Origin of the sequence: Streptomyces sp. NPDC001816, assembly GCF_042892235.1 — a bacterium.
GTDB lineage: Bacteria > Actinomycetota > Actinomycetes > Streptomycetales > Streptomycetaceae > Streptomyces.
Window position 1 is genome coordinate 26,493 of the sequence record NZ_JBIATY010000007.1, and the last position, 19,680, is coordinate 46,172.

Sequence of the window (19,680 nt, forward strand, 5' to 3'; positions counted from 1 at the left end):
CATCAGACACCTTCGTGATCAAGGTCTTCGCTGCGGGGCAGGGGGACGTGGGTGAGCTGGGGGATGTCGGGTGCGTCGGCGAAGTCGAGCCAGGCGGTCAGGGTGGTGCCGTAGATGCGGCGGAGGCTGGCCTGTTCGTCCTCGGTGAGGCCGTCGTAGTAGGAGCGCAGCAGCGAGGGGAAGTCGGAGCCCAGCCGGGTGTCGAGGAGGGAGTTGTCGACGAGGTAGAGCTGGACTGGGGTGCCTCCGCGGCGGGCGCGGCCGGCGAGCTGGATGAGGTCGACGAGGATTCCGGCGAGGATCTCGGTCTTCAAGAAGCGGGGCAGACGGCTGAAACGGGGGTCGCTGCGCAGCAGGGTGTGCAGATGTCTTCGGGCGGCCCGGCTCTGGATTCCGAGCATGCGGGCGGGGTCGGGGCCGGGGCAGGCAGCGCGGATGGCGGCTGCGTTGATGCTGGCGTACATCGCCTCGGGAGAGTGCAGGTCGGCGACGGGGCGCAGGCCGACCCACACCGAGGCCAGCGCGGAGTTCTCGGTGCCGGGGACGAGGATGTTCAGTCCGCGGGCGACCAGCTGCAGGGGTGCGCAGATGACCTTGACGTTGGGGTGGGTGCGGGGCAGGTCCTCAAGCTGGTCGATGGTGATGGTCACGACGCCGGGGGGCAGGTGGATGCCGGGCGGGGCGCCGTCTTTGCGGATGACGACGGCGATCCAGGAGGCCTCCACGGCGGCCGAGGCGATGCCGACGGCGAAGAGGGCGGCCTGTTTGTAGGAGTTGGAGACCACCATGGCTCTGGCCCGGTCGGGGTCGTCGATCTCCAGCTGCCGCAGGTGCTCGGAGAGCCGTGTCTTCCACAGCCGCTCCCCGAGTTCCCGGACTTTGTCGGGTTTGTGGGCTTCGGCGATGCCTCCGATGGTGATGGGGTCCCATACGGTATCCGAGGCGGAGACGTTGCCGACCAGGGCAGTGACGGCGCCGGGGGTGGCGTCGGTCATGACGTAGGCGGGCTCGGTGTGCACGTGTTCGCAGGCCGCGCGGGGGAAGAAGGCAGTCGCGGACAGGGCGAGGACGCTGCGCTCGACGCCGGCGGTGGCGAGGGCCATGGTGCCGCCGAGCTGGGCGGTTCCGGTGTGGGGGTCGCCGCCGAGGGACTGGACGAAGAGTTCGCCGCCGCCGCGGTTGTCCTTGTTGACCTTGAAGCCGAACAGCTGGTAGCCCAGGGGCCCGTAGGGCAGCGGGCCGTTCTGGCTGAAGGAGCCGAGCGCTTGTGCCAGCTCGCGGCCGACGGTCAGCTGGGCACCGAGTCCGGCGATCACTGACTTCAGGTAGGTCAGGCTCTGGTGGAGGCTGCCCAGCCAGGCGCGCACGAGCAGCGCGTTGGTGACGTCCGGGTGCCGCCTCTTGGGGATCTTGAGGCGTTTGAGTTCCCGGGAGATCTCCGTTTTGAGGACGGGCAGTTCGTCCTCGCTGGTGTCTCGGCTGACGGCCCGGGCGAGAATGCCAGCCAGGTCCTGGAAGCGCGGGTCAGGTTTGGTGTCGTCGTCGGAGTCGGGGAAGATGGCACGGAACGCCTTGTGGATGTCCGGATCGAGGCGGGCATGTTCGTCGAGGCCGAGCAGATCCCTGATCAGGATGCGGTCCCAGATGCCGGGCACGTGCCACCCGGAGCCAGGACGTTCTTCCTCGTGGGCGTCCTGTTCGACCCAGAGCTCGCCGTCCAGCACGTAGTTGAGGAACTGCTCTCCCAGTCCCCGGGCCCTGAACAAGGCGTTGACCACACGGCGGTCGGCCGCCGCTGCCAGGCTCTGCCGCTGCTGGTCCACCTGCAACAGCAGCGAGGTCTTGCTGATGCCGCGCGTGGCCAGGGAGAAGTCGTGGGCGCCGGTGGAACACCAGCTGTTCTGGAGATTGTCGACCTCGTCGACGATCAGCGTGCGGCAGTGCCGGTGGAGAAACTCCATCACGGAGATCTGCCGAAGAAGATGCCGGCCGGTGTCGACCGGGACTTGGATGAGGCCGCGCAGCAGGTTGTGGTGGTTGGTGACGATGACGTCCGCCTGGACCGCCTCGCGGAACAGCGCGTACTTCCCGCACACCCCCATCCGCGGGCAGGCGTGCGGGCCGACCGGCCCCTCGCCATCGGCGCCGGCCACGGGATCGGTGACCTTGGTCAGCGTGCGGCACGGCTCGCGGCCGCGGGTCACCGTGGGCCCGTCCGTCACCCATGCGGACAGATCGCATCCGTAGGCGAGCCGGTCGTGGCGGTCCTCGCGGCCCTGTTCGGCGGCGCGTTCGGCCTGTTCCGCGACCCGGATCCCGGTGACCAGCGGTGCGCAGCGCAGCTTCTGGCGTGCGGTGGCCTGTGAGAGCTGGGCGGTGACCTGGAAGACGAGTTCGTCGTCCGCTGCGATCTTCTCGGCGTTGGTCAGGCTGTCGTGGATCGTGCTGACGACGATGGCGACGGGGCCCTGGCCGCGGTCGGCCAGAAGCGGGGCGAGGGCGTTCATCAGCACGCTCTTGCCCACGCCGGTGGGCGCGTTGACGATCGTGAGCTTCCCGACCGGGAGGTTCAGGCGGGTGACGGGGTCGCCGGAGGCGTCCTGGAGCCGGTCGATGAAGGAGGCGAGCACGCCCGGCTTCCAGCCGTGGCGGTCGGGCCCGGCTGCGGCCTGGCGCCGGGCCAGGCGCAGGATCTTCTTGCGGGTGCCGGTCGTCATGGCCGTGTAAGGGGCGGTCGTCAGCCGCAGTGGCCGTACCTTGGCGCCTTCTTCGGTGTCGGGGATGGTCACCACCGTGGGCTCGGATCCCCCGAACTGCCACTGGCCGGGGCCAGCCACGGGCAGCGGCCCACGCGTGCTGTAGTGGTACTCCTCGGCTTCACGCACCAGCTGCCAGAGCAGTTCCAGCGGCTTTTGCGCGTGCGCGGCCAGCAGGTAGGTCGCCTCCCGGGGCGGTACATCATCGGGGAGCCGGTAGAGGCCTCTGCCCTGGGTCGCAAAGGTTCGCGCGAGCGCCTCGAACATGGAGCGTCCGGCCAGGTCGTCCGGGCGCACGTGCCAGTACCTGCCGACCAGCTCCCTGACGTGCCGCGGGACCTGGGACCAGCGCTCCCACAGGTCCACGCGAGCGGCCGCAAAAACATGCGCCTGGTCCAGCGGCACGACCACCCGGCCGTCGGCGTTACGGAAACCGAAGTACTCCTCGGCCAGCGCCAGCGCCGCGGAGACGGTCAGGCGGCGCAGCTCCCAGTCCTCCGGCCTCACCGCACCACTCCGCATGCCTTCTCGATGTCGCTGACCAGGCGGCTGACCGTGGTCACCTTGACGCCCCGGTCGCGGACCTGGGCGGCAAGAAAGTGCTGCTCACTTTGTTGATGGTCCGGCAGCACGATCGTCAGCCCCTTCCGCAACGCCGGGCGATTCGTAAGCGCCGCACCGAGCGCGACGACCGACTCCCATGCCTTGGCGTCCACCCTCCAGTGCCGCACCCGCTTGCCGGGCACCGCGACGGTGATGTGCAGGTCGTACTCGTCCGGCCGCTGCTCCCCCGGCCACATCACCAGCTCGACGTACGGCAGGTCGACAACTGCGTCGCGCAGCTGGAGTTCGAGGAGCACGGGAAGGGTGCCGTAGCGCCACACGGGCCGGCTCACGGCCAGGTGATCGGCGCTGGCCGGGAGTGGCGTGACCGGTACTGCCGCCTTGCCGGTCCCAATCAGCTCTCCCGGGCCCGGACCTCCGCTGGGCGTGTACCGGTAGTGCACACCCCGGGGCGCGTGGGCTTCACAGCGCACGTCGAACTGCGGCCCGGACCGGACGGCCCGCATCGGCCAGCGGCAGACCGGGCACGGATACCACCAGCCGTCGACCTGGCACCACGGCCAGTCGGCCACGGACTCGAAGAAGTCGAACCGCATCCACAGCCGGTCCCACTGGCGACTCAACTCCCGCACCGACCCGGCGGCGTGCCTTCCCAGAAGGGTGCGGGCGTGCCGGTAATCCTCCGGCGCGAGGCGCCGCATGAAGCCGAACAGACGCTGTTCATCCTGCTCGGCACGCACGCGGGGCCACGACCAGTGCTGCTCGAGCGCCGCCAGCGGTACCAGGTGCTCGCTGCACAGGTCCTTGACCGCGTCGCGGGCCAACCCCTGTGCGTCGAATAGCTCCATGCTGTCGAACCGGTCGGGTCGGCCCGAGGCCGGCGGGAGCAGAGGTCCCAGCGGGCCCCGCAGGCCTTTCCGGAACTCCTTCATCCGGATCTGCGCCGCCCGCTCCGGCTGGTGTGCCGCTCGAAGTACCGCCAGGCAGTCCATTAGCAGTCTGCTCCGGCGGGCGGGCGCCAGCACCGGATCGCTCTCCGCGACGGCCGCCATGCAGCACGCCGTCAACGCCTGGTCACGCCGCTCCTGGTCCGCGGCGACATTTTTGACAGCCACACCGGAACACATAGCAACGGCATATGACAAATGCCACATACTGTTAATTCATGCGCAAAGAGCCCACCCAGACAGGTCAACCATCCGCAACGCCGCCGCCATCCGCCGACACGCACAACCGATGGCAGTGGGCCATGGCACCCGAGGTCAACTTCCTGGCTCCCGCCGCCGCCATGGAATACGCCAACGCCGGCAAGTGGCTGTGGTTCCTGCCGGTCCGTGCCCTCGACACAGGATGGCACCTCATCAAGACAGCCGTGGAAGCCGGACAGCTCGGACCAGGAGCCAAGGTCGCCACGCTCGGCAGTGACTTCGACGGCGATCCCACACGACGCCCCGTGATCATCTACACCGCCGACCACCGCGACAGGAAGGATGTCCAACGCGTGCTGCACGTCCTGCGCTCACTCGGCATCCGTGACGCTCTGGCCTACAAAGCCGATGAGACAACCCGCAGCGGCGAATACGGAGACGGCACCGCTATCTACACCAGCCCGACCAACACCACAAAGCTCAACGAACGCAATCCCGCCCAGATCACTGGGCGCGCTTCGGCGTCGCGAGGGCGGAACACCTCCCACCAGTACGTCCTTAAGCGGCCGAAGCGAGCTGCCTCGTAGCCCGCTTGGCCACCCGTTGCCGCCGTGGCCGGCAGCGCGGCCTCGTACGCCCGCCTCTGAGTTGCGGACCTGTACAGCACCTCCGCGCGCAGAGCGGTGGGGTCATCCCTGCTTCGGGCGGTACAGCGGCCAGCTGGCCAGCCCAGCAGCACGTAGGCCCTGGCAGGGCGAGTCCCATCAACTCTGCTCCACCCGAGCCTGGCGTGCTAGGTCGCGCACGGTGCAGACGCCACAGCTAGGGCGCCGGCACTGCCTCCCGAATCCGTCCTCCAGATGAGGTTGATGCCCTGCCGCATTCAGTGGTCGGCGCCACGGAGGTCACCGCAACGCATGTGGAGCAACTGCATGACACAGCCCTGCAAGGGCCCCAACCGCTCAACCGCGGTGCGACAGCTCGACGGACAGCACACAGCAGGGACAGCACGAAAGCAGCGCTGGGCACGCCCCGCCTTCTCGGTAGTACCCAAGATCGACGCTGTCACCGCGTGCCCAATCGGGTCAGTCGGTGAGTGCCTGCCCATGAGCGTCCATCGCCGTGGAGAGGGCGGTTTCGGTCGTGGTCGGCACTGACACAGTGCCGGTGACCTGGCAAAGCGCGAAGGGGCTCTGGCCGTGGCCAGAGCCCCCTGATCGGGTCAGGGTCGTAGGCGGTTTCGACGCCGGACGACGAATGCAAGGCGTTTGTTGATCGCCCGATCTGAAGGCCGTGTCCTTTTCTGTCCCTTCCTGGTGCTGTCGGAAAGGATTCACGGGCCCGTGACCTGGAACGTTGCCGGGATGGTCCCGTGAGGATGACGTGGCTCAGGCCCGTCCGAGGGCTTGGATGATCCAGCCGGCCCTGCGCCACTGGTCAGTGTTGAGGGTGCCGCGGGCGTCGATGACCTTGGGGCTGGTGGTGCGGCTGGCGAGTCGCTTGGGGTCGATGTGGGCGAACTGGGGCCACTCGGTCAGGTGCAGAAGGAGGTCGCAGTCCTCGGTGGCGGCGATGGGGTCGTCGGCGTAGTCGAGTTCGGGGTGGAGCTTGCGGGCGTTGTCGAGGGCCTTGGGGTCGGTGACGGTGACACTGGCGCCGTGGTCGTGCAGGGCCTGGGCGACGGCGAGGGCGGGCGAGTCACGGATGTCGTCGGTCTCGGGCTTGAAGGCGGCGCCCCAGACGGTGATCCGCTTGCCGCGCAGGTCGGGCCCGAGTTCCTCGCGTGCGAGGTCGATGACGCGTCGGCGGCGGCGGGTGTTGACCGTGTCGGCTTCGCGGAGGATCCCGACGGCCTGGTCGGCGTCGAGTTCGACGGCGCGGGTGATGAAGCCGCGCAGGTCCTTGGGCAGACAGCCGCCGCCGAACCCGAGGCCGGGCCGCATGCCGCGGCGTCCGATGCGGATGTCGTGGCCGAGGATGTCGGCGAGTTCGGCGACGTTGGCGCCGGTCTTCTCGCAGACCTCGGCCATCGCGTTGATGAAGGAGATCTTGGTGGCGAGGAAGGAGTTGGCGGCGCCCTTGGCGAGTTCGGCGGTGGCCCAGTCGGTGACGATCGTCGGCACTCCTGCTTCGATGATCTTCCCGAACGCCTGCCGCAGCATCGTCTCGGCCCAGGAGCGGGGGGTGTTGAAGCCGAGGACGAGCCGGTCGGGGCGGAGGGTGTCCTCGACGGCGGACGACTCGCGCAGGAATTCGGGGTTCCAGGCGACCTCGATGCGGTCCCCGGCCGGGGCGTGTTCGTGCAGGAGTTCGGCGATGCGGGGTGCGGTGCCGACGGGGACGGTGGACTTGACCGCGACGACGGCCGGGCCCGCGAGGTGCGGGGCGAGCTGACGGACGGCGTCGAAGAGATGAGTGAGGTCGTAGGCGTCGCTGCCGGGCTGCTGGGGGGTGCCGACGCCGATGAAGTGCAGGTCGGCGAATGCGGCGGCCTCCTGGTAGGAGGCGGTGAACCGCAGCTGGCCGCGCTCGGTGTGCTTGGTGAGGAGGTCGTCCAGGTCGCGTTCGAAGAATGGGGCTTTGCCGGTGTTCAGGGTGTGGACCTTGTCGATGTCGGAGTCCATGCCCAGGACTTCGTGGCCGAGTTCGGCCATGCAGGCGGCGTGGGTGGCGCCGAGGTATCCGCATCCGACGACGGTCATCTTCATGACGGGGGGTGTCCCTTCGGGTGGGCCGCCGGCGGTCCCACCCTGTCCCCTCGCCCGGCGGGGACGGAGTGTCAGGAGGACCTGGCGGCCAGATAGCGGTGGATCCCGTCTCGGATGAACGGCGGGATCGTGAGGATGTCGAGGTGCTCGGAGGCGAAGAACTGGAGTTTGATGCCCTCGGCCAGGGGGAGGGTGGTCTCGTCGCCGTCCCAGGTGCCGGCGAAGAAGGTGATGATCTGCCCGGAGCCTCGGTCGTCTCGGATCTCGAACAGTTCGGTCAGGTCCCGGGCGGCCAGGGCGGCTTCCTCATCCAGCTCGCGGACGATAGCGGAGGCCGGGTCCTCGCCGGGGTCGCAGCCGCCGCCCAGCAGGCTCCAGTGGCCAGGCCAGGCGATGATCCCTGGGAGGTCATCGCGCAGGTGGAGGAGGAGTTCGCCGCGGCGGTTGGTGATGATCGCGACGGCTCCGCGGGCGGCGCCCGGGTCCGGGTGCGCGGTGGTGTGGGAGTGCATTCCGACACGCTAGCGGGGCGGTTGGGGATCATGCGGCAGCCCGGACGGTCTGGTGCGAAAACCAGGCGGCTGCCATCAGGGCCTGCATGCGGGTGCGGTCGAACCGGCCGCTGCGGGCCAGACCTCCCTCGAGAAGGGGACGGAAGGCGGCGGGGGCGTCGGCAAGGGCGGCGGTGATCTGGGCGTCCGCCCATTCGGCGAGCTGGCCGTTGAGCCAGGCGGGGACCGGGGAGGCGAAGCCGATCTTGTCCCGGCTGGCCCAGACCTCGCGGGGCAGGCCCAACGCTTTGGCGGCATCCCGCAGGATCCTCTTGCCCTGGGCCGGGTCGGTGGTCTTGTGCTCGGTGGGGAGCCGGTAGGACAGCTCGACCAGGTCACGGGCGAGATAGGGAGACCGGCGTTCGAGAGCGAAGGCGGAGGCGAGTTTGTCGCTGGTCATCACCAGCGGCCGCCAGGCCGTGGCGAGGTCGGCCAGGGTCAGGCCGCGGGCCAGGTCCCCGCCCGCGCGGGCCATCGCGTCGGCGACCAGGTCCCGGATGCGGCCGTCCGGGTCCGGGCCGCGCAGGATCAGCTTCGTGGCTGCCTCATCCGGGCTCATCGGCTCACCGGCGGGGTGCATCAGCTTGGCGGCCAGCGGCCGGTAGGCCTCCAGCCCTGCCTTGAGGACGGCGTCGGGGCCGAAGAGGACCAGGGCCTGGCGGACGTAGCCCATGAGGAACTCGTCCGGGCCCAGCCCGCCGACCACGACCCGCAGGCCCAGATCGGCGACCTTCCGGTAGGCCATGTACTCGGAGAACGTGGACGCGTTGCCCATCGGGTAGTCCAGCGCCCGCATCACGTGCGGAAGCGCGTGGGGGAACTCGAACGGGCCCGGCTCGAGAACCACCAGCTCGGCGCCGATGTCCCGGGCGATGACCGCGGCAGTGGAGGACTCGTCCAGGCGGTCCCGGCCCGGGTAGCGGACGGTGACGCAGACCGGCGGACGCATCAGATAGGCCAGCACCGACGAGTCCAGCCCGCCGGACAGCAGCAGAGCGAAGTCGCAGGCCGGGGCCCTGAGTGGGATCTGCTCGGCCAGGACGGTGGAGAACTTCGCCAGGGCCTCGCTGTAGGGGGCGGTGAACGGGGCCCGGTCTTCCAGGTGCCACCAGGTCATCTGGTCGATCGAGCCGGTGGTGACGTCGAAGGTCAGCAGAGTGGCGGGGGCCAGCAGCTGGATGCCCTGGAACGGGGTGTCCACCCCGATGGGGGTCTCGATCGCCGTGACCTCCGGCCGTAGGACCAGCGGGGCCGGCCCATAGCCGGTCAGGGTGGTCACCTCGGAGGCGAACGCGAGCCGGCCGCCGTCGAGGCGCCAGTACAGCGGCTTCTCACCGAGCCGGTCGCGGGCCAGGAACAGCTTCGAGACGCGGGCGTCATAGACGGCCAGGGCGAACATGCCGTCCAGGCCGTCCAGGCAGGACGGGCCGAGCCTGGCCCAGGCCTGGAGCAGGAAGTGGGCATCCGACTCGCGCTCGCCTATCTCGATGCCCCACGCCGTGGCCTGCTGCCGCCAGTTGTAGATCTCCCCGTTGAAGGCCAGGAGCAGCCCCGTGCCTCCATCCAGGTAGGGGCCGGGCATGGCGTGCGGGTCGACGATCAGCAGGGTGTTCATGGCCAGCACGGCCCGCCCGTCCCGGGCGGCGGCGTGCATGGTGCCGTCGGGGCCGCGGTAGTACTGCGCATCGCCCATCGCCGCGACGGTTCCCTCGTGCCGGACGGCGTCGCCTCCGGCCAGTCCTGCGATTCCGCACATCTGGTTCACCCCCGAGCGTGAAGTCGTGGTGCCTGGCGGCGGCCGCCGCCGGGGGGCCTTCCTCCCGGCCCGGTGACGCCCTGGGCTCCTCATCACACCCGCCGGCCCCCCGCGCCGGGGAGGGCTCGCAGGGGGGCTCACAACTCGTGGATCCGGTTCACTGCGAGCCGCGAGGCAATACCCTCGGTGCACCGACAATGGGCGTCACGTCCGGCTTTCCGCGCTCAGCGAAGTGCAACTTTTCGTGCTCAAGCGCCGGTTCGACCTGGGGTGACGCTCCCAAGGAGAAGGTCAGGGGGGCAGGTCGTGGCATCGACCGTCCGCCGGAGCAGGCCGCCGAACGCGGATTTAGCCCGGCTCATCGAGGCCAGCGGAGCCAGCCACAAGTCTCTGGCTCTGCGGGTCAACCAGCTTGCGCAGGCCACCGGGCTGACCACGGACTACTCGCATACCTCCGTCGCCAACTGGTGCCGGCGCGGGATGACCCCGAAGTGGCCGGTGCCCAAGCTGATCGCCGCCGCCCTTGCCGAACGGCTCGGCCGGCCTGTGACACTCGCTGAGATCGGCATGGCTCAGGCGGAGACACCGGACGCGAATGTCGGGTTGGATTTCCCGCGGGACCGTGCCGAGGCGGTCCAAGTGGCCACTTCGTTCTGGAGTTCCGTGAACCGCCGTGACTTCCTGACCGGATCCGGCTTCGCCGTGTCCGCATTCACCACCCCCGTGACCCGCTGGCTGGTCAACCCCACCGACGACGCCGCCGACCACCACGGCGGCAAGCAGGTCGGCCGAGCCGACCTGGAAGAACTCCGCAACGCGGCCGACGAGGCGCGCCGCTGGGACTCCAAGTACGGTGGCGGAAACTGGAAGGCCAACTCCGTCACCGTCTGCCTGCAGGAGCGGGCCGCCCCGCTGCTGCGGGGCTCCTTCACCGACGACGTCGGCCGGGAGCTGTTCTCCGTGACCGCCGAGCTGTCCCGGCTGGCCGGCTGGACCGCGTTCGACGTCGGCCAGCACGACGTCGCCCAGCGGCACTTCATCCAGGCCCTCCGTCTCGCCCGCGCGGGAGGGGACGTGCAGCTCGGCTGCTATGTCCTGACCACGATGGCGATGCAGGCCCTGATGCGGGGCTTCGCCTCCGAGGCCGTCGACATGGCCCAGGGCGCCTTCGAACGGGCCAAGGGCCAGGCCGCCCCCAGGGTGCTGGCCTTCACCAAGCTCATCGAGGCCCGTGCCCATGCCCGCGAACGGGACGTACGGGCCGCCTCACGGGCCCTGGCCGCCTCGGAGGACCTCCTGAGCCAGGCGCACGCCGGCAGTGATCTGGAGCCTGCCTGGATCGACTTCTATCACCATGCCCGCCTCTCGGCGGACGCCGCCGAGGTCTTCCGGGACCTGAAGAACCCCAAGGCGGCCCTCGCCTGGAACCAGCAGGCCGCCGCCATGCCGCCGGGAGTGTTCACCCGCTCGGTAGGAATGCGTCTCGCGATCGTCGCAACGGCCCATCTCCAGGCCCGCGACCTCGACCACGGCCTGGCACTGGGCAACCGGTCCGTCGACATCCTCGCCCGCGTCCAGTCCGCGCGGGCCAAGGACTACGTACGCGAGTTCAACACAGCCCTCGCCCCCTGGCGGCGCGAGCCGGCCGTCCGCGACTTCCTCCGCCGCACACACGCCGAACTCGGCGTCGCCGCCTGAGATCGGCTTTTACAGGCCGAGTTGGGCGAGGGCCTGGCGTCGCTGGGGGCTCAACTGTCGGTGCGGCACAACCGAGGTAGTGGGGAGACCCGTTGATCGCGAATTTTCAGCAGGACAAGCCGCTTACAGCGTCCGTGGTGGAGCTGGCACAACAGCTGATCCGGTGCCCGAGCCGGGCCGGCATCGACGACTACGGGCCCGTTCTCGGGGTGCTGGAGGACTGGCTTTCCGCCCGCGGCCTGCCGCACCGTCGCCTCCACGACGAGGCCGGGCATCCGGTGGGGCTGCTGGTGGAGATCTCCGGCGGGCATGTGGGCCCGTGGTGGACGCTGGACGCCTGTGTGGACACCGCCCCCTACGGCGACGAGGCTGCCTGGTCCTTCCCGCCGGACTCCGGGGGCGTCGTGGACGGCTGGCTGCGCGGCCGGGGCGCGGCCGACTCCAAGCTGGCCGCCGCGATGTTCTGCCACATTGCCGCCGGTCTTCACACTCGCGCCGCTCACCTGCGCGGCGGACTCGCCGTGCTCCTGGACGTCGACGAGCACACCGGCGGCTTCGGCGGCGCCCGCGCCTACCTCGCCGACCCGTCCGCTGCCCGCCCCGCCGGAGTGATGATCGGCTACCCGGGCCTGGACGAGGTCGTGGTCGGCGGACGGGGCCTGTGGCGGGCGTCGATCGCCGTCCATGCCCGCGCCGGGCACTCCGGCTCCAGCAAGAGCGTGGTCAGTGCCATCTCCCGCGCCGCCCGCCTCGTGTATCTCCTGGAGGAGGCTGAACTGCCCGGAGCAGACGGGGCTTCGGGGTTCCCGCTGCCGCCGAAGCTGTCGGTGACCGCCTTCCACGGCGGCCAGGGCTTCTCCATCACCCCGGACCGGTGCGAGATCAACATCGACGTGCGCACCACCCCCGGCTTCGACGGGCACGACGCCGAGGCGCTGGTCCACAGGGCCGTCGTCGCGCTCGACGCGGAACGGCCCGCCCCGAAGCCCACCGAGATCACCTTGGTCGCCGTCTGGCCGCCGTTCCGTCTGGCCGAGGACGAGCAGCCCGCCTCCGCGCTGCTGAGCGCCGCCGCCGAGGAAGGGCTCGCGGTCCGGGCGAAGACCGCGGGCCCCTCGAACATCGGCAACCTCCTCGCCGGGAAGCAGATCCCCGCCACCGCCGGCTTCGGCGTGCCGTACGAGGGGCTGCACGGCATCGACGAACGCGCCCACCTCGCCGAGCTCCCCACGGTCTACGCGGTCTACCAGCGGGCCGTCCTCGACCTCCTTGGAGGCTGACGCCTCCCGGGCACATCACGGCCACCGCCCACCCGTTCGTGTACGGGGAGGCGGCGGTGACCGTCTCCTTCGAGGCGATCGCCTTCTTCTCGGTGCTGTCGACGCCGGGCTCGATGACGGTCGTCACCTCGACGGTCTTCTCGGCGAAGGCCACGCGCATTCGAAGGAGGGGTGTAATTCAGTGTGACCTGCTGCGCATTCGCGATGTTCCGCGACCACCAGCCGCTGCGGCGCTGTGGCAGCGGGACTGGCGTTCTCCCGCTGCCCGCGCCTGGCCAAACTGTCCAGCGAGCGGACAGGGCCGTCGCTCGACCGACGCGACACGGGTCGTCGGCTGCTGCGCTGTCCTGCGTGCGGGCACACCGCAGCGCGCTCTTCACAGCACGCCGGCAGCAAGGGAGAGAACGGCGAGGGCAAGCGTGGTGGTGGCGGCGAAGGCAGCTCCGGCCCGCAGAAGAGCGGAGGCATAGCTTGCGCCGGTGTGCCGCGCCAGAAGGCCTGCCATTCCGGCGGTGAGCAGACCGAACAGCGTCGTGACGGCCAGAACCAGCATCAGCAGTATCAGGCGGAGGGCGGGCGAGGTCATGAGGTCTCCTCAGGATGTCGTCAGGCGGTCCGAGGAGAAGTTCGCGGTTTTTGTGTTCGGCGGGGTTCAGGCGAACGAGAATGAACCAACCCGGTCCATGGGGGGGATATGGCAGACGTCGGCGAGGACCCGCTGGCCGAGCTCGCGCGGCGGTTACGCACTCTGCGGCTCCAACGCAGGCTGCAGATGGGCGGATTGCAGCAGCGGACAGGGCTGGGGCGAACCACGATCAGTCAGGCTCTGAGCGGGAGCAAAGTGCCCTCCGAGGCCACGCTGGTCGCCCTCGCCGAAGCGCTGGGCACGGATGCAGGACCGTTGCTCGCGCTGCGGGAGCAAGCCCGTCCCGCACGTACCGGTCCTGCCGTTGCCTCCGATGACGGCCGCCCAGGGCGGCAGGACTTCGCGGGCCGCTACCTCGACTACGTAGCCGCGCGACACGCGCAGTTGACGGTGGTCGGCTTGGATCTCAGCCGCCCCGAGCGGGCTTGCTGGCCTTTGGACGCAGCGTATCTCAGTCTCGAGCTGTCCGGGCAGAACGAGGACTGGGAGCGCGGGCCTGAGCCGCTAGCAGCCGCGATCCTGGTCTGCCGTGCGGAGCAGGCCCTTGCCGGGCATCGCCGTATCCTGCTCAAGGGGCTGGCCGGCAGCGGAAAGACGACGCTGTTGCAGTGGCTGGCCGTCTCCACGGCCCGGGGCAGTCTGCCGCCCGAGCTGTCTCAGTATCACGGGCACATCCCGTTCGTCCTGCCGCTGCGGACCCTTGTGCGCCAGGGACGTCTGCCCCAGCCGCACGAGTTCCTCACGGCCGTCGACGCGCCTATAGCGCACGGGCAGCCGGCCGAATGGGCCGACAGGATACTCGCGGCCGGCCGGGGGCTGATCCTGGTGGACGGAGTCGACGAAGTCCCCCAAGAGCAGCGGCAGGCGGCCCGCGAGTGGCTCACGAGCCTGGTCGCGGCGTATCGCTCGGCGGCCTTCGTCGTCACCACGCGGCCCTCCGCTGTGCCGGAGGGCTGGCTGGCCGGGCTGGGCTTTGGCGAACTGACCGTCCGGCCCATGGGCGGTGCCGACACCAGCCGGTTCGTCGGGCGTTGGTTCTCGGCGGCCAGAACCACCGCGTCTTTCGACACCGAACGGGTCCTTCTCGATGGCCTCGAGGAATCCCTTCTGGCCACCCTGCGCGCGCAGCGGGACCTCGCGCAGCTGTCCACCACTCCCCTGCTGTGTGCCCTGATCTGCGCGCTGCACCGCGACCGGCGAGGTCACCTGCCTCACAGCCGCATGGAACTGTATGAGGCGGCCTTGTCGATGTTGATGGTGCGTCGCGATAGGGAACGCAGCATCACCGACCCTGAAGGCATCCGCCTCGGCGAACACCAGACACTGCATCTGCTGCAGCATCTGGCGTACTGGCTGATCCGCAACCAGCAGACCGAAATGAGCTACGCCACCGCCCGCAAACTCGTCACCGACCTCCTGCCGGCCATGCCCGCCCTCACCGACCAGGGCGGGCCCGACGACGTGCTGACCCATCTCATCGCGCGCAGCGGGCTGCTGCGCCAGCCCACCGCCGACACCGTCGACTTCGTCCACCGCACCTTCCAGGACTACCTCGGCGCACGGGCCGCCATCGAAGCAGCCGATCTTCCCCTGCTGGCCAACCACGCCCACGACACCCAGTGGGAAGACGTCATCCGCATGGCCGTCGCCCACGCCCGCCCCGCGGAACGCGCCACGCTGCTGGAAGATCTCGTTGATCGCGGCGACGAGGAAGCCGAGCACCGTGCGCGGCTGCATCTGCTGGCCGCAGCCAGCCTCCCCTACGCCACCGAGGTCTCCCCCGACGTACGCCGCAAGGTCACTGGGCGCGCTGCTTCTCTGATGCCGCCGCGATCCGAACGGGAAGCCGATGCCTTGTCCGCCCTGGGGCCCGGCGTCCTGGACCTGCTGCCGACCACCGCCGACGGACTGCACAATGACGAGATCTCAGCGGTGACCCGCACCGCCGCATCCGTGGGAGGCGATCAGGGCTACGCCTACCTGCAGCGTTTCGTCTCGTCATTCGGCACATCAGCGCCTGTCCATGAGCTGGTGCAGGGATGGTCGAACTTTGAGGCAGCCGACTACGCCCGCGACATCCTTGCCCCTGTGCGCGACCGTCTGTACCTCGTCGTCCGGACCCGTGCGCAGTTTGAGGCCCTCTCCCTGCTGACACCGCTCAAGCACATCGCTTTCGAGACAACAGTCACGCAGGAGGAGATCACCGAGCATCTCTCCCCCGCACACACAGAACGTCTCCAGCTCATGACGGGCCCCGCGCTGCACAATCTGTCCTTCGTCCGGCCGCTGGACGCTCTCCGTACGCTGGAACTCGGCGCCTCAACACCGGTCGACGGCCTGCGCGATCTTGCCAGGCTGCCGCTGTTTCACCTAGGTCTCCTCGACGTGCCCGACGGCTTCTCCTACTCCGCGCTCAGCAACCTCCCACAGCTGCGCGAACTGTTCCTCTACAGCGCCTTGCCCTGGAGAACCCTCAAAGAGCTTCCCGCCCCGCCAACCCTGACGAAGCTCTGGCTCGGCAGCAGAATCGAGGCGTCCGTCACCGGCATCACCCGGTGGGAGGCGCTTGAAGACGTCGTCGTCAACCATGTCCTGGATGCCGTCGAATGGGCCGAATTGGCAGCTCTTCCCAGGCTGACCGACCTACAGGTAACCGACGCTGATCTCACCTGCGCGGCCACCATGCCGAGCATCACGCGCCTTGGGATCTCCGTGTCCCGCGTCGACGCCCGCCTCGACCTGATCCCGGACCGGTTCCCCAACCTCGAACAACTTCGGATTTCCGCCCTCTCTCGCGTCTCCTGCGACGTTGCCCCTCTCCGATCCCTCACGAGCGTGCAGCTGTCCCTCTACAACGCCGACCGCATCAGCGCCTCAGGCCTCGAAGAATTCGCACCCGAGCAGCTCAAATTCTTTCCCCGCCCCCGGGTCACCACGCCACGTGCAGCGCAGGGTCCATCCTGACTGCAACCAGCAGGCGGGCGGCGGCCAGAGTCCCGGTATCCCATCGCACGCCCGACCTGATCGGTGGCCGCGCGCAGTACAGCCGCGACGTGCTGATGTTGATGCGCTGCGGCTCGGCAGCGGGATGGACAGGCGGGGGTGAGAAGATGTGGCGGAATGTGCCCAGGCCTTAGGGGTACGGGGGCATCCAACGGCAAAGGGGGCTGCAGGGGGGTATGCGTCTTCACGAGCTGTTCCCATCGGTGGCCGCGCATGTGCCAGCAGGGATAGAAGTGACCGGGGACCTCAGCGACCCGCCCGCGGTCCTGGCCATGGCGCTGATCCTGCGCGAGCAGCAGGACCGGCTGGCGGAATCCCCTCTCCTACTGGAGCAATTCACTCTCGGGGTGTTGAGCGATGTCCAGCGGCTGAAGGCAGCCGACCCTGCCGTGCCCGAGCCGGCCTGCGTCGTGCTGGCCATGCTGATGTGCTGGTCTCCGGCGCGGCGCGCCTTTGAGTACGCGCAGCCGCTGGAGATGTGGCGGTGGCTGCACAGTGCATTCGGCGATCCCGTTACCCGGGAGGCCGGCACCGCCGATTTCGATCTGGCGCCGTTGGATCGCGCGCTCCAAAGCGACACATGGACTGCACTGACACAGCCTGCCTTGATCATGTTGACCCCGATCCTGTTCCATCTGAACACCATCGCTCAGTCGGCCGAGGAGCTGGCCCGGCAACTGTGCCCGCCCGTCCTCATCCTGTGCCGTGCCCAGATCGCCAGTGGCAGCGTGCCCGTGGTGGAGGCGGCCGTGCAGCTGGTGAAGTACCTGGTCCGGCAGGAGCAACGCAGCGACGCCTGTGAGCTGGGGCACGTGCTGGAGAAGCTGCTGTACGCGCGTCCCGGCCATCCCATGGCGGGTGCCATCGCTGTCCTGCTGGCTGGTGAACAGCCCCCGATCACCCATCGTCAGCCGGACCGGATCGCTCATTGGGCTCTCGGCCACCTCACGTTGAACCCATACACGGTGCTGGCCTTGAGAACGATCATGGCGGTGCGAATGAGCGCTCCCGAGCTGGCTGCGTTCTTTCCCACGGTCGTGTCCCAGCTGGAGACGGTGGTCACCCTCGTCGAGCAGGAGGAGGATGCAGCGCAGCGGTCGCGGGACCGGGGCAGGGTGTGGTCCATGTCCGGGCCACTGGTGCACACGCTGCTGCAGGCCGGCGACGTTGAGCGGCTGATGCAGTGGTTGTCGGTCTGGTACGGCATCGAGCCAGGTGAACGACGAAGCGGTCGGTGCATCGTGCTCGCGGCCGGAGGCAGCCGCGCCTGGTATCGGCCGCAGACGGCCCCTGAATCCGAGGGTGATGCCGCGCTGGTACGGCTGACCGCGGCGATGAACGCAGCCCTGGGCAAGAGCCTGGTCACGCACGGTCTGAGTGATGCGGCGCTGACGACGCCGGCTACTGGCCGCAAGTCCTTCGAGTACGTTGCCGAGCTGGAGGAAGCACTGCTCGCGTACCTCGACGTGGCCAACCTGGCGGAATACGCGATTAGCGAGAAGGCTGAGGCGTTCGTGTCGACCCTGCCCTCTCTGACACCCCTCCAGTCGCTGCTGGCACGCCGGCACGGCCCTGTGCTGCCGATTGCCGTCAGTCTGCGCCAGCCGCTGCCGGACCGCCCTGTCGCGGCGGTCCAACTGTGGTGCGGTGACGCTCCCTTCGCCCAGGCAGAGGCCGAAGTGCTGAAGACGGTCTTCTCCTACGCGGGGATCCGGTGCGATGTCGTGGACGGCGACGAGGTGACCCGCTCCAACTTCCTGGCCTCGTACGAGCGCGACGACTACGACGTGCTGTGGGTGGCTGCGCACGGACGGCACCCGCTGATGGATCCCGATGACGCATCGATCCTGCTGACCTCCACCGAGCAGGTGCCACTGCAGGAACTGGCTGCCGCTCCCCTGCCGTCCACGGCGCAGCGACGCCTGCTCGTTCTCAACACATGCGACAGCGCTGCGGCCAATGCCCAGGGACCCTACGACGATCACGGGTTGGCCCGTTCGGTCGCCGGTCCCCGGCAGGCTGTCATCGGGCATCTGTGGCCGGTCCCCGGGGGAGCTGCCGTCGTCTTCGGGGCCCTGCTGGCGTGCGAGCTGGCCGACGGATCCGGCTTCGCCGAGTCCTTCGAGGCGGCGTTGCGGGGATTCCAGGACACCTGGCCTAGCCTCGCGCGCCGGTTCGGCGACCGCGGCCTCGGCGCCCAGATCGCCGAGGCCTTGGACGACTTCCGCGATCCGACCCTGCTCGACTGGGGCAGTCCCGCTTTCCTCGAGTAGATTGCTTCGCTTCGGGCCGCCCAGGCCCCCTCGGCGACGTCCTCACTTACATCAAGACGATCTGCGGCCGCCGCCAGATCGTCGGACGCTGGATGGCCGAGGTCTCCCGTCATGACCCGGGCGGGTGGTCCGAGACGGACGTCTGCTCGAGGAGCCTCAGTCGAGTTCCTGACGCAGGTCCAGGTAGCAGCGCAGTCGGACGCCTGGCTCGCCGGGTTCCCGCGTGGTGTTCTCGGCTGCGGCGGTCGCCCATCGCTGAGCGAGCGCGGACTGGAAGGCGAATGCGGTGTCATCGTCAGCGGCCGCCACTTCCACGACGACCAGCCCCGGCTCTGCCACATGTACGTCCTGAACGTGCTTCATGTCTTTGACGACGTGCTGTCGGGTGGAAAAGGTGCGGCTACTCGGCGACTTCACCTGATCGAGGTCATGCCCTGCTTCGGTCTGCGTGCCCCTCTTTGATCGCCCCGCCCCGGATGCGCCGGCAGGGCCGCTCACGTTTGCGCAAACGCCGTGCGAAGGCGAGGACGCGCATGCCGCCGGACCACCTTGAGCGCAGTGGGAAGGTGTGCGCCTGCGCGCTGGGCCACATGCACCTGCCACGGGTCGGGGGGGGCGTTACCGCGTATTCACGCAGGGAGATCGCTTGGCCGATCAGACTCGTTCATTTACGGGCACGTCCCGCCGGAAATGAAAGAAGGTAGTTGTTCGAATCGTCGCCGCTCGGCAATTTGTCACCACTGCGACATTCGAACTTTGCGCGATGAACCGTTTATATGGCGCGGGGTGTGATGGAGGCACTACGGTCCGTTGACGCGAGGAAACCCCGGGCAGGCTCGCTACCAACTCCGGGGCCCCTCTACCGACGAGACCAAGAAAAGGAAGGCAGGCTCCCTGTGCTTGACCCATTTTCTGTAGCCGCTCTCACCAGGGCGGCAACTCGCGACGACGCTAGCATTCCGCGCCTTCGCGGGCCCGAAACCCGCACCACGAGTGCCTGGACTGTCACGGTGCAGGCGGGCGCGTTCCTGGCTGTCCTCGTGTTGCCCATGATCCTGATCCGAGGCTGGTGGCAGGCACCGGCCACCACAGCGCTGGTCGCCGGGCTGATGGTGGCCATGCGCCAGTCGCAGTGCCGCTACCAGCGCCTTCGGCTGAGCTGAGCGGTTCCCGGGCATGGCGGTACGCCTGCTGGCGTGCCGCCATGCCCCGGGGCACCAGCCGCCGATGCGGCTTCGGGAACAGCGAGTTCCTCTTCCAGGCACGCAACAATTCGCGCGCGTCGGGAGGAGAAACC

At 69.1% G+C, this 19,680-nt stretch carries 12 protein-coding genes; 5 read left to right on the top strand and 7 right to left on the bottom strand.

Features of this window, described 5'->3' with window-relative positions:
- Nucleotides 1-2: 2 nt before the first annotated feature.
- Both ACFYZZ_RS24895 and ACFYZZ_RS24900 read right to left on the bottom strand, forming a co-directional pair.
- Complete coding sequence (locus ACFYZZ_RS24895) at nucleotides 3-3,263, bottom strand: hypothetical protein (protein WP_389179892.1); 3,261 nt, start codon at nucleotides 3,261-3,263, stop codon at nucleotides 3-5.
- Entirely contained in the window at nucleotides 3,260-4,435 is a 1,176-nt protein-coding gene (locus ACFYZZ_RS24900; protein WP_389179895.1) for a hypothetical protein, read from the bottom strand. The genes ACFYZZ_RS24895 and ACFYZZ_RS24900 overlap by 4 nt, the downstream gene beginning before the upstream one ends.
- Nucleotides 4,436-4,485: 50 nt before the next feature.
- On the opposite strand from ACFYZZ_RS24900, the gene ACFYZZ_RS24905 reads away from it, so the two are divergent.
- Nucleotides 4,486-5,055 carry a putative phosphothreonine lyase domain-containg protein gene (locus tag ACFYZZ_RS24905; protein ID WP_389179898.1) on the top strand — a complete coding sequence of 190 codons (570 nt, stop codon included), beginning with the start codon at nucleotides 4,486-4,488 and terminating at the stop codon, nucleotides 5,053-5,055.
- Nucleotides 5,056-5,856: 801 nt separating this feature from the next.
- Here ACFYZZ_RS24905 and ACFYZZ_RS24910 read toward each other — a convergent pair.
- From ACFYZZ_RS24910 to ACFYZZ_RS24920, 3 genes are all read right to left on the bottom strand, one after another.
- Nucleotides 5,857-7,176 (bottom strand): UDP-glucose dehydrogenase family protein, encoded by a 1,320-nt coding sequence (locus ACFYZZ_RS24910; protein WP_389179901.1) that lies wholly within the window; start codon nucleotides 7,174-7,176, stop codon nucleotides 5,857-5,859.
- A gap of 71 nt (nucleotides 7,177-7,247) precedes the next feature.
- Nucleotides 7,248-7,688 carry an NUDIX domain-containing protein gene (locus ACFYZZ_RS24915; RefSeq protein ID WP_389179904.1) on the bottom strand — a complete coding sequence of 147 codons (441 nt, stop codon included), beginning with the start codon at nucleotides 7,686-7,688 and terminating at the stop codon, nucleotides 7,248-7,250.
- A gap of 28 nt (nucleotides 7,689-7,716) precedes the next feature.
- Nucleotides 7,717-9,483, bottom strand: coding sequence for an asparagine synthetase B family protein (locus ACFYZZ_RS24920; protein ID WP_389179907.1), 1,767 nt, complete (start codon nucleotides 9,481-9,483; stop codon nucleotides 7,717-7,719).
- 306 nt (nucleotides 9,484-9,789) lie between these two features.
- Here ACFYZZ_RS24920 and ACFYZZ_RS24925 point away from each other — a divergent pair, with 306 nt between their 5' ends.
- Both ACFYZZ_RS24925 and ACFYZZ_RS24930 read left to right on the top strand, forming a co-directional pair.
- Nucleotides 9,790-11,181: a sporulation protein gene (locus ACFYZZ_RS24925; protein ID WP_389179910.1), complete on the top strand. Its 1,392-nt coding sequence runs from the start codon at nucleotides 9,790-9,792 to the stop codon at nucleotides 11,179-11,181.
- Nucleotides 11,182-11,273: 92 nt separating this feature from the next.
- A complete protein-coding gene (locus ACFYZZ_RS24930; RefSeq protein WP_389179913.1) occupies nucleotides 11,274-12,461 on the top strand; it encodes a M20 family metallopeptidase in 1,188 nt (395 codons plus the stop codon).
- A 376-nt stretch (nucleotides 12,462-12,837) separates the two neighbouring features.
- Here ACFYZZ_RS24930 and ACFYZZ_RS24935 read toward each other — a convergent pair whose 3' ends face one another.
- Complete coding sequence (locus tag ACFYZZ_RS24935; protein WP_389179916.1) at nucleotides 12,838-13,047, bottom strand: hypothetical protein; 210 nt, start codon at nucleotides 13,045-13,047, stop codon at nucleotides 12,838-12,840.
- A gap of 108 nt (nucleotides 13,048-13,155) precedes the next feature.
- Between ACFYZZ_RS24935 and ACFYZZ_RS24940 the strand changes: the two genes are divergently transcribed.
- Together ACFYZZ_RS24940 and ACFYZZ_RS24945 are read left to right on the top strand one after the other, a co-directional pair.
- Nucleotides 13,156-16,071, top strand: a complete 2,916-nt coding sequence (locus tag ACFYZZ_RS24940) for an NACHT domain-containing protein (RefSeq protein WP_389179919.1) — start codon at nucleotides 13,156-13,158, stop codon at nucleotides 16,069-16,071.
- 311 nt (nucleotides 16,072-16,382) lie between these two features.
- The gene (locus ACFYZZ_RS24945; protein WP_389179922.1) at nucleotides 16,383-18,383 is read left to right on the top strand and encodes a CHAT domain-containing protein; all 2,001 of its coding nucleotides are present in this window, start codon (nucleotides 16,383-16,385) and stop codon (nucleotides 18,381-18,383) included.
- Nucleotides 18,384-18,539: 156 nt separating this feature from the next.
- Here the strand turns inward: ACFYZZ_RS24945 and ACFYZZ_RS24950 are convergent, their stop codons facing one another.
- Nucleotides 18,540-18,746, bottom strand: coding sequence for a DUF6207 family protein (locus ACFYZZ_RS24950; RefSeq protein ID WP_389179925.1), 207 nt, complete (start codon nucleotides 18,744-18,746; stop codon nucleotides 18,540-18,542).
- Nucleotides 18,747-19,680 lie beyond the last annotated feature (934 nt).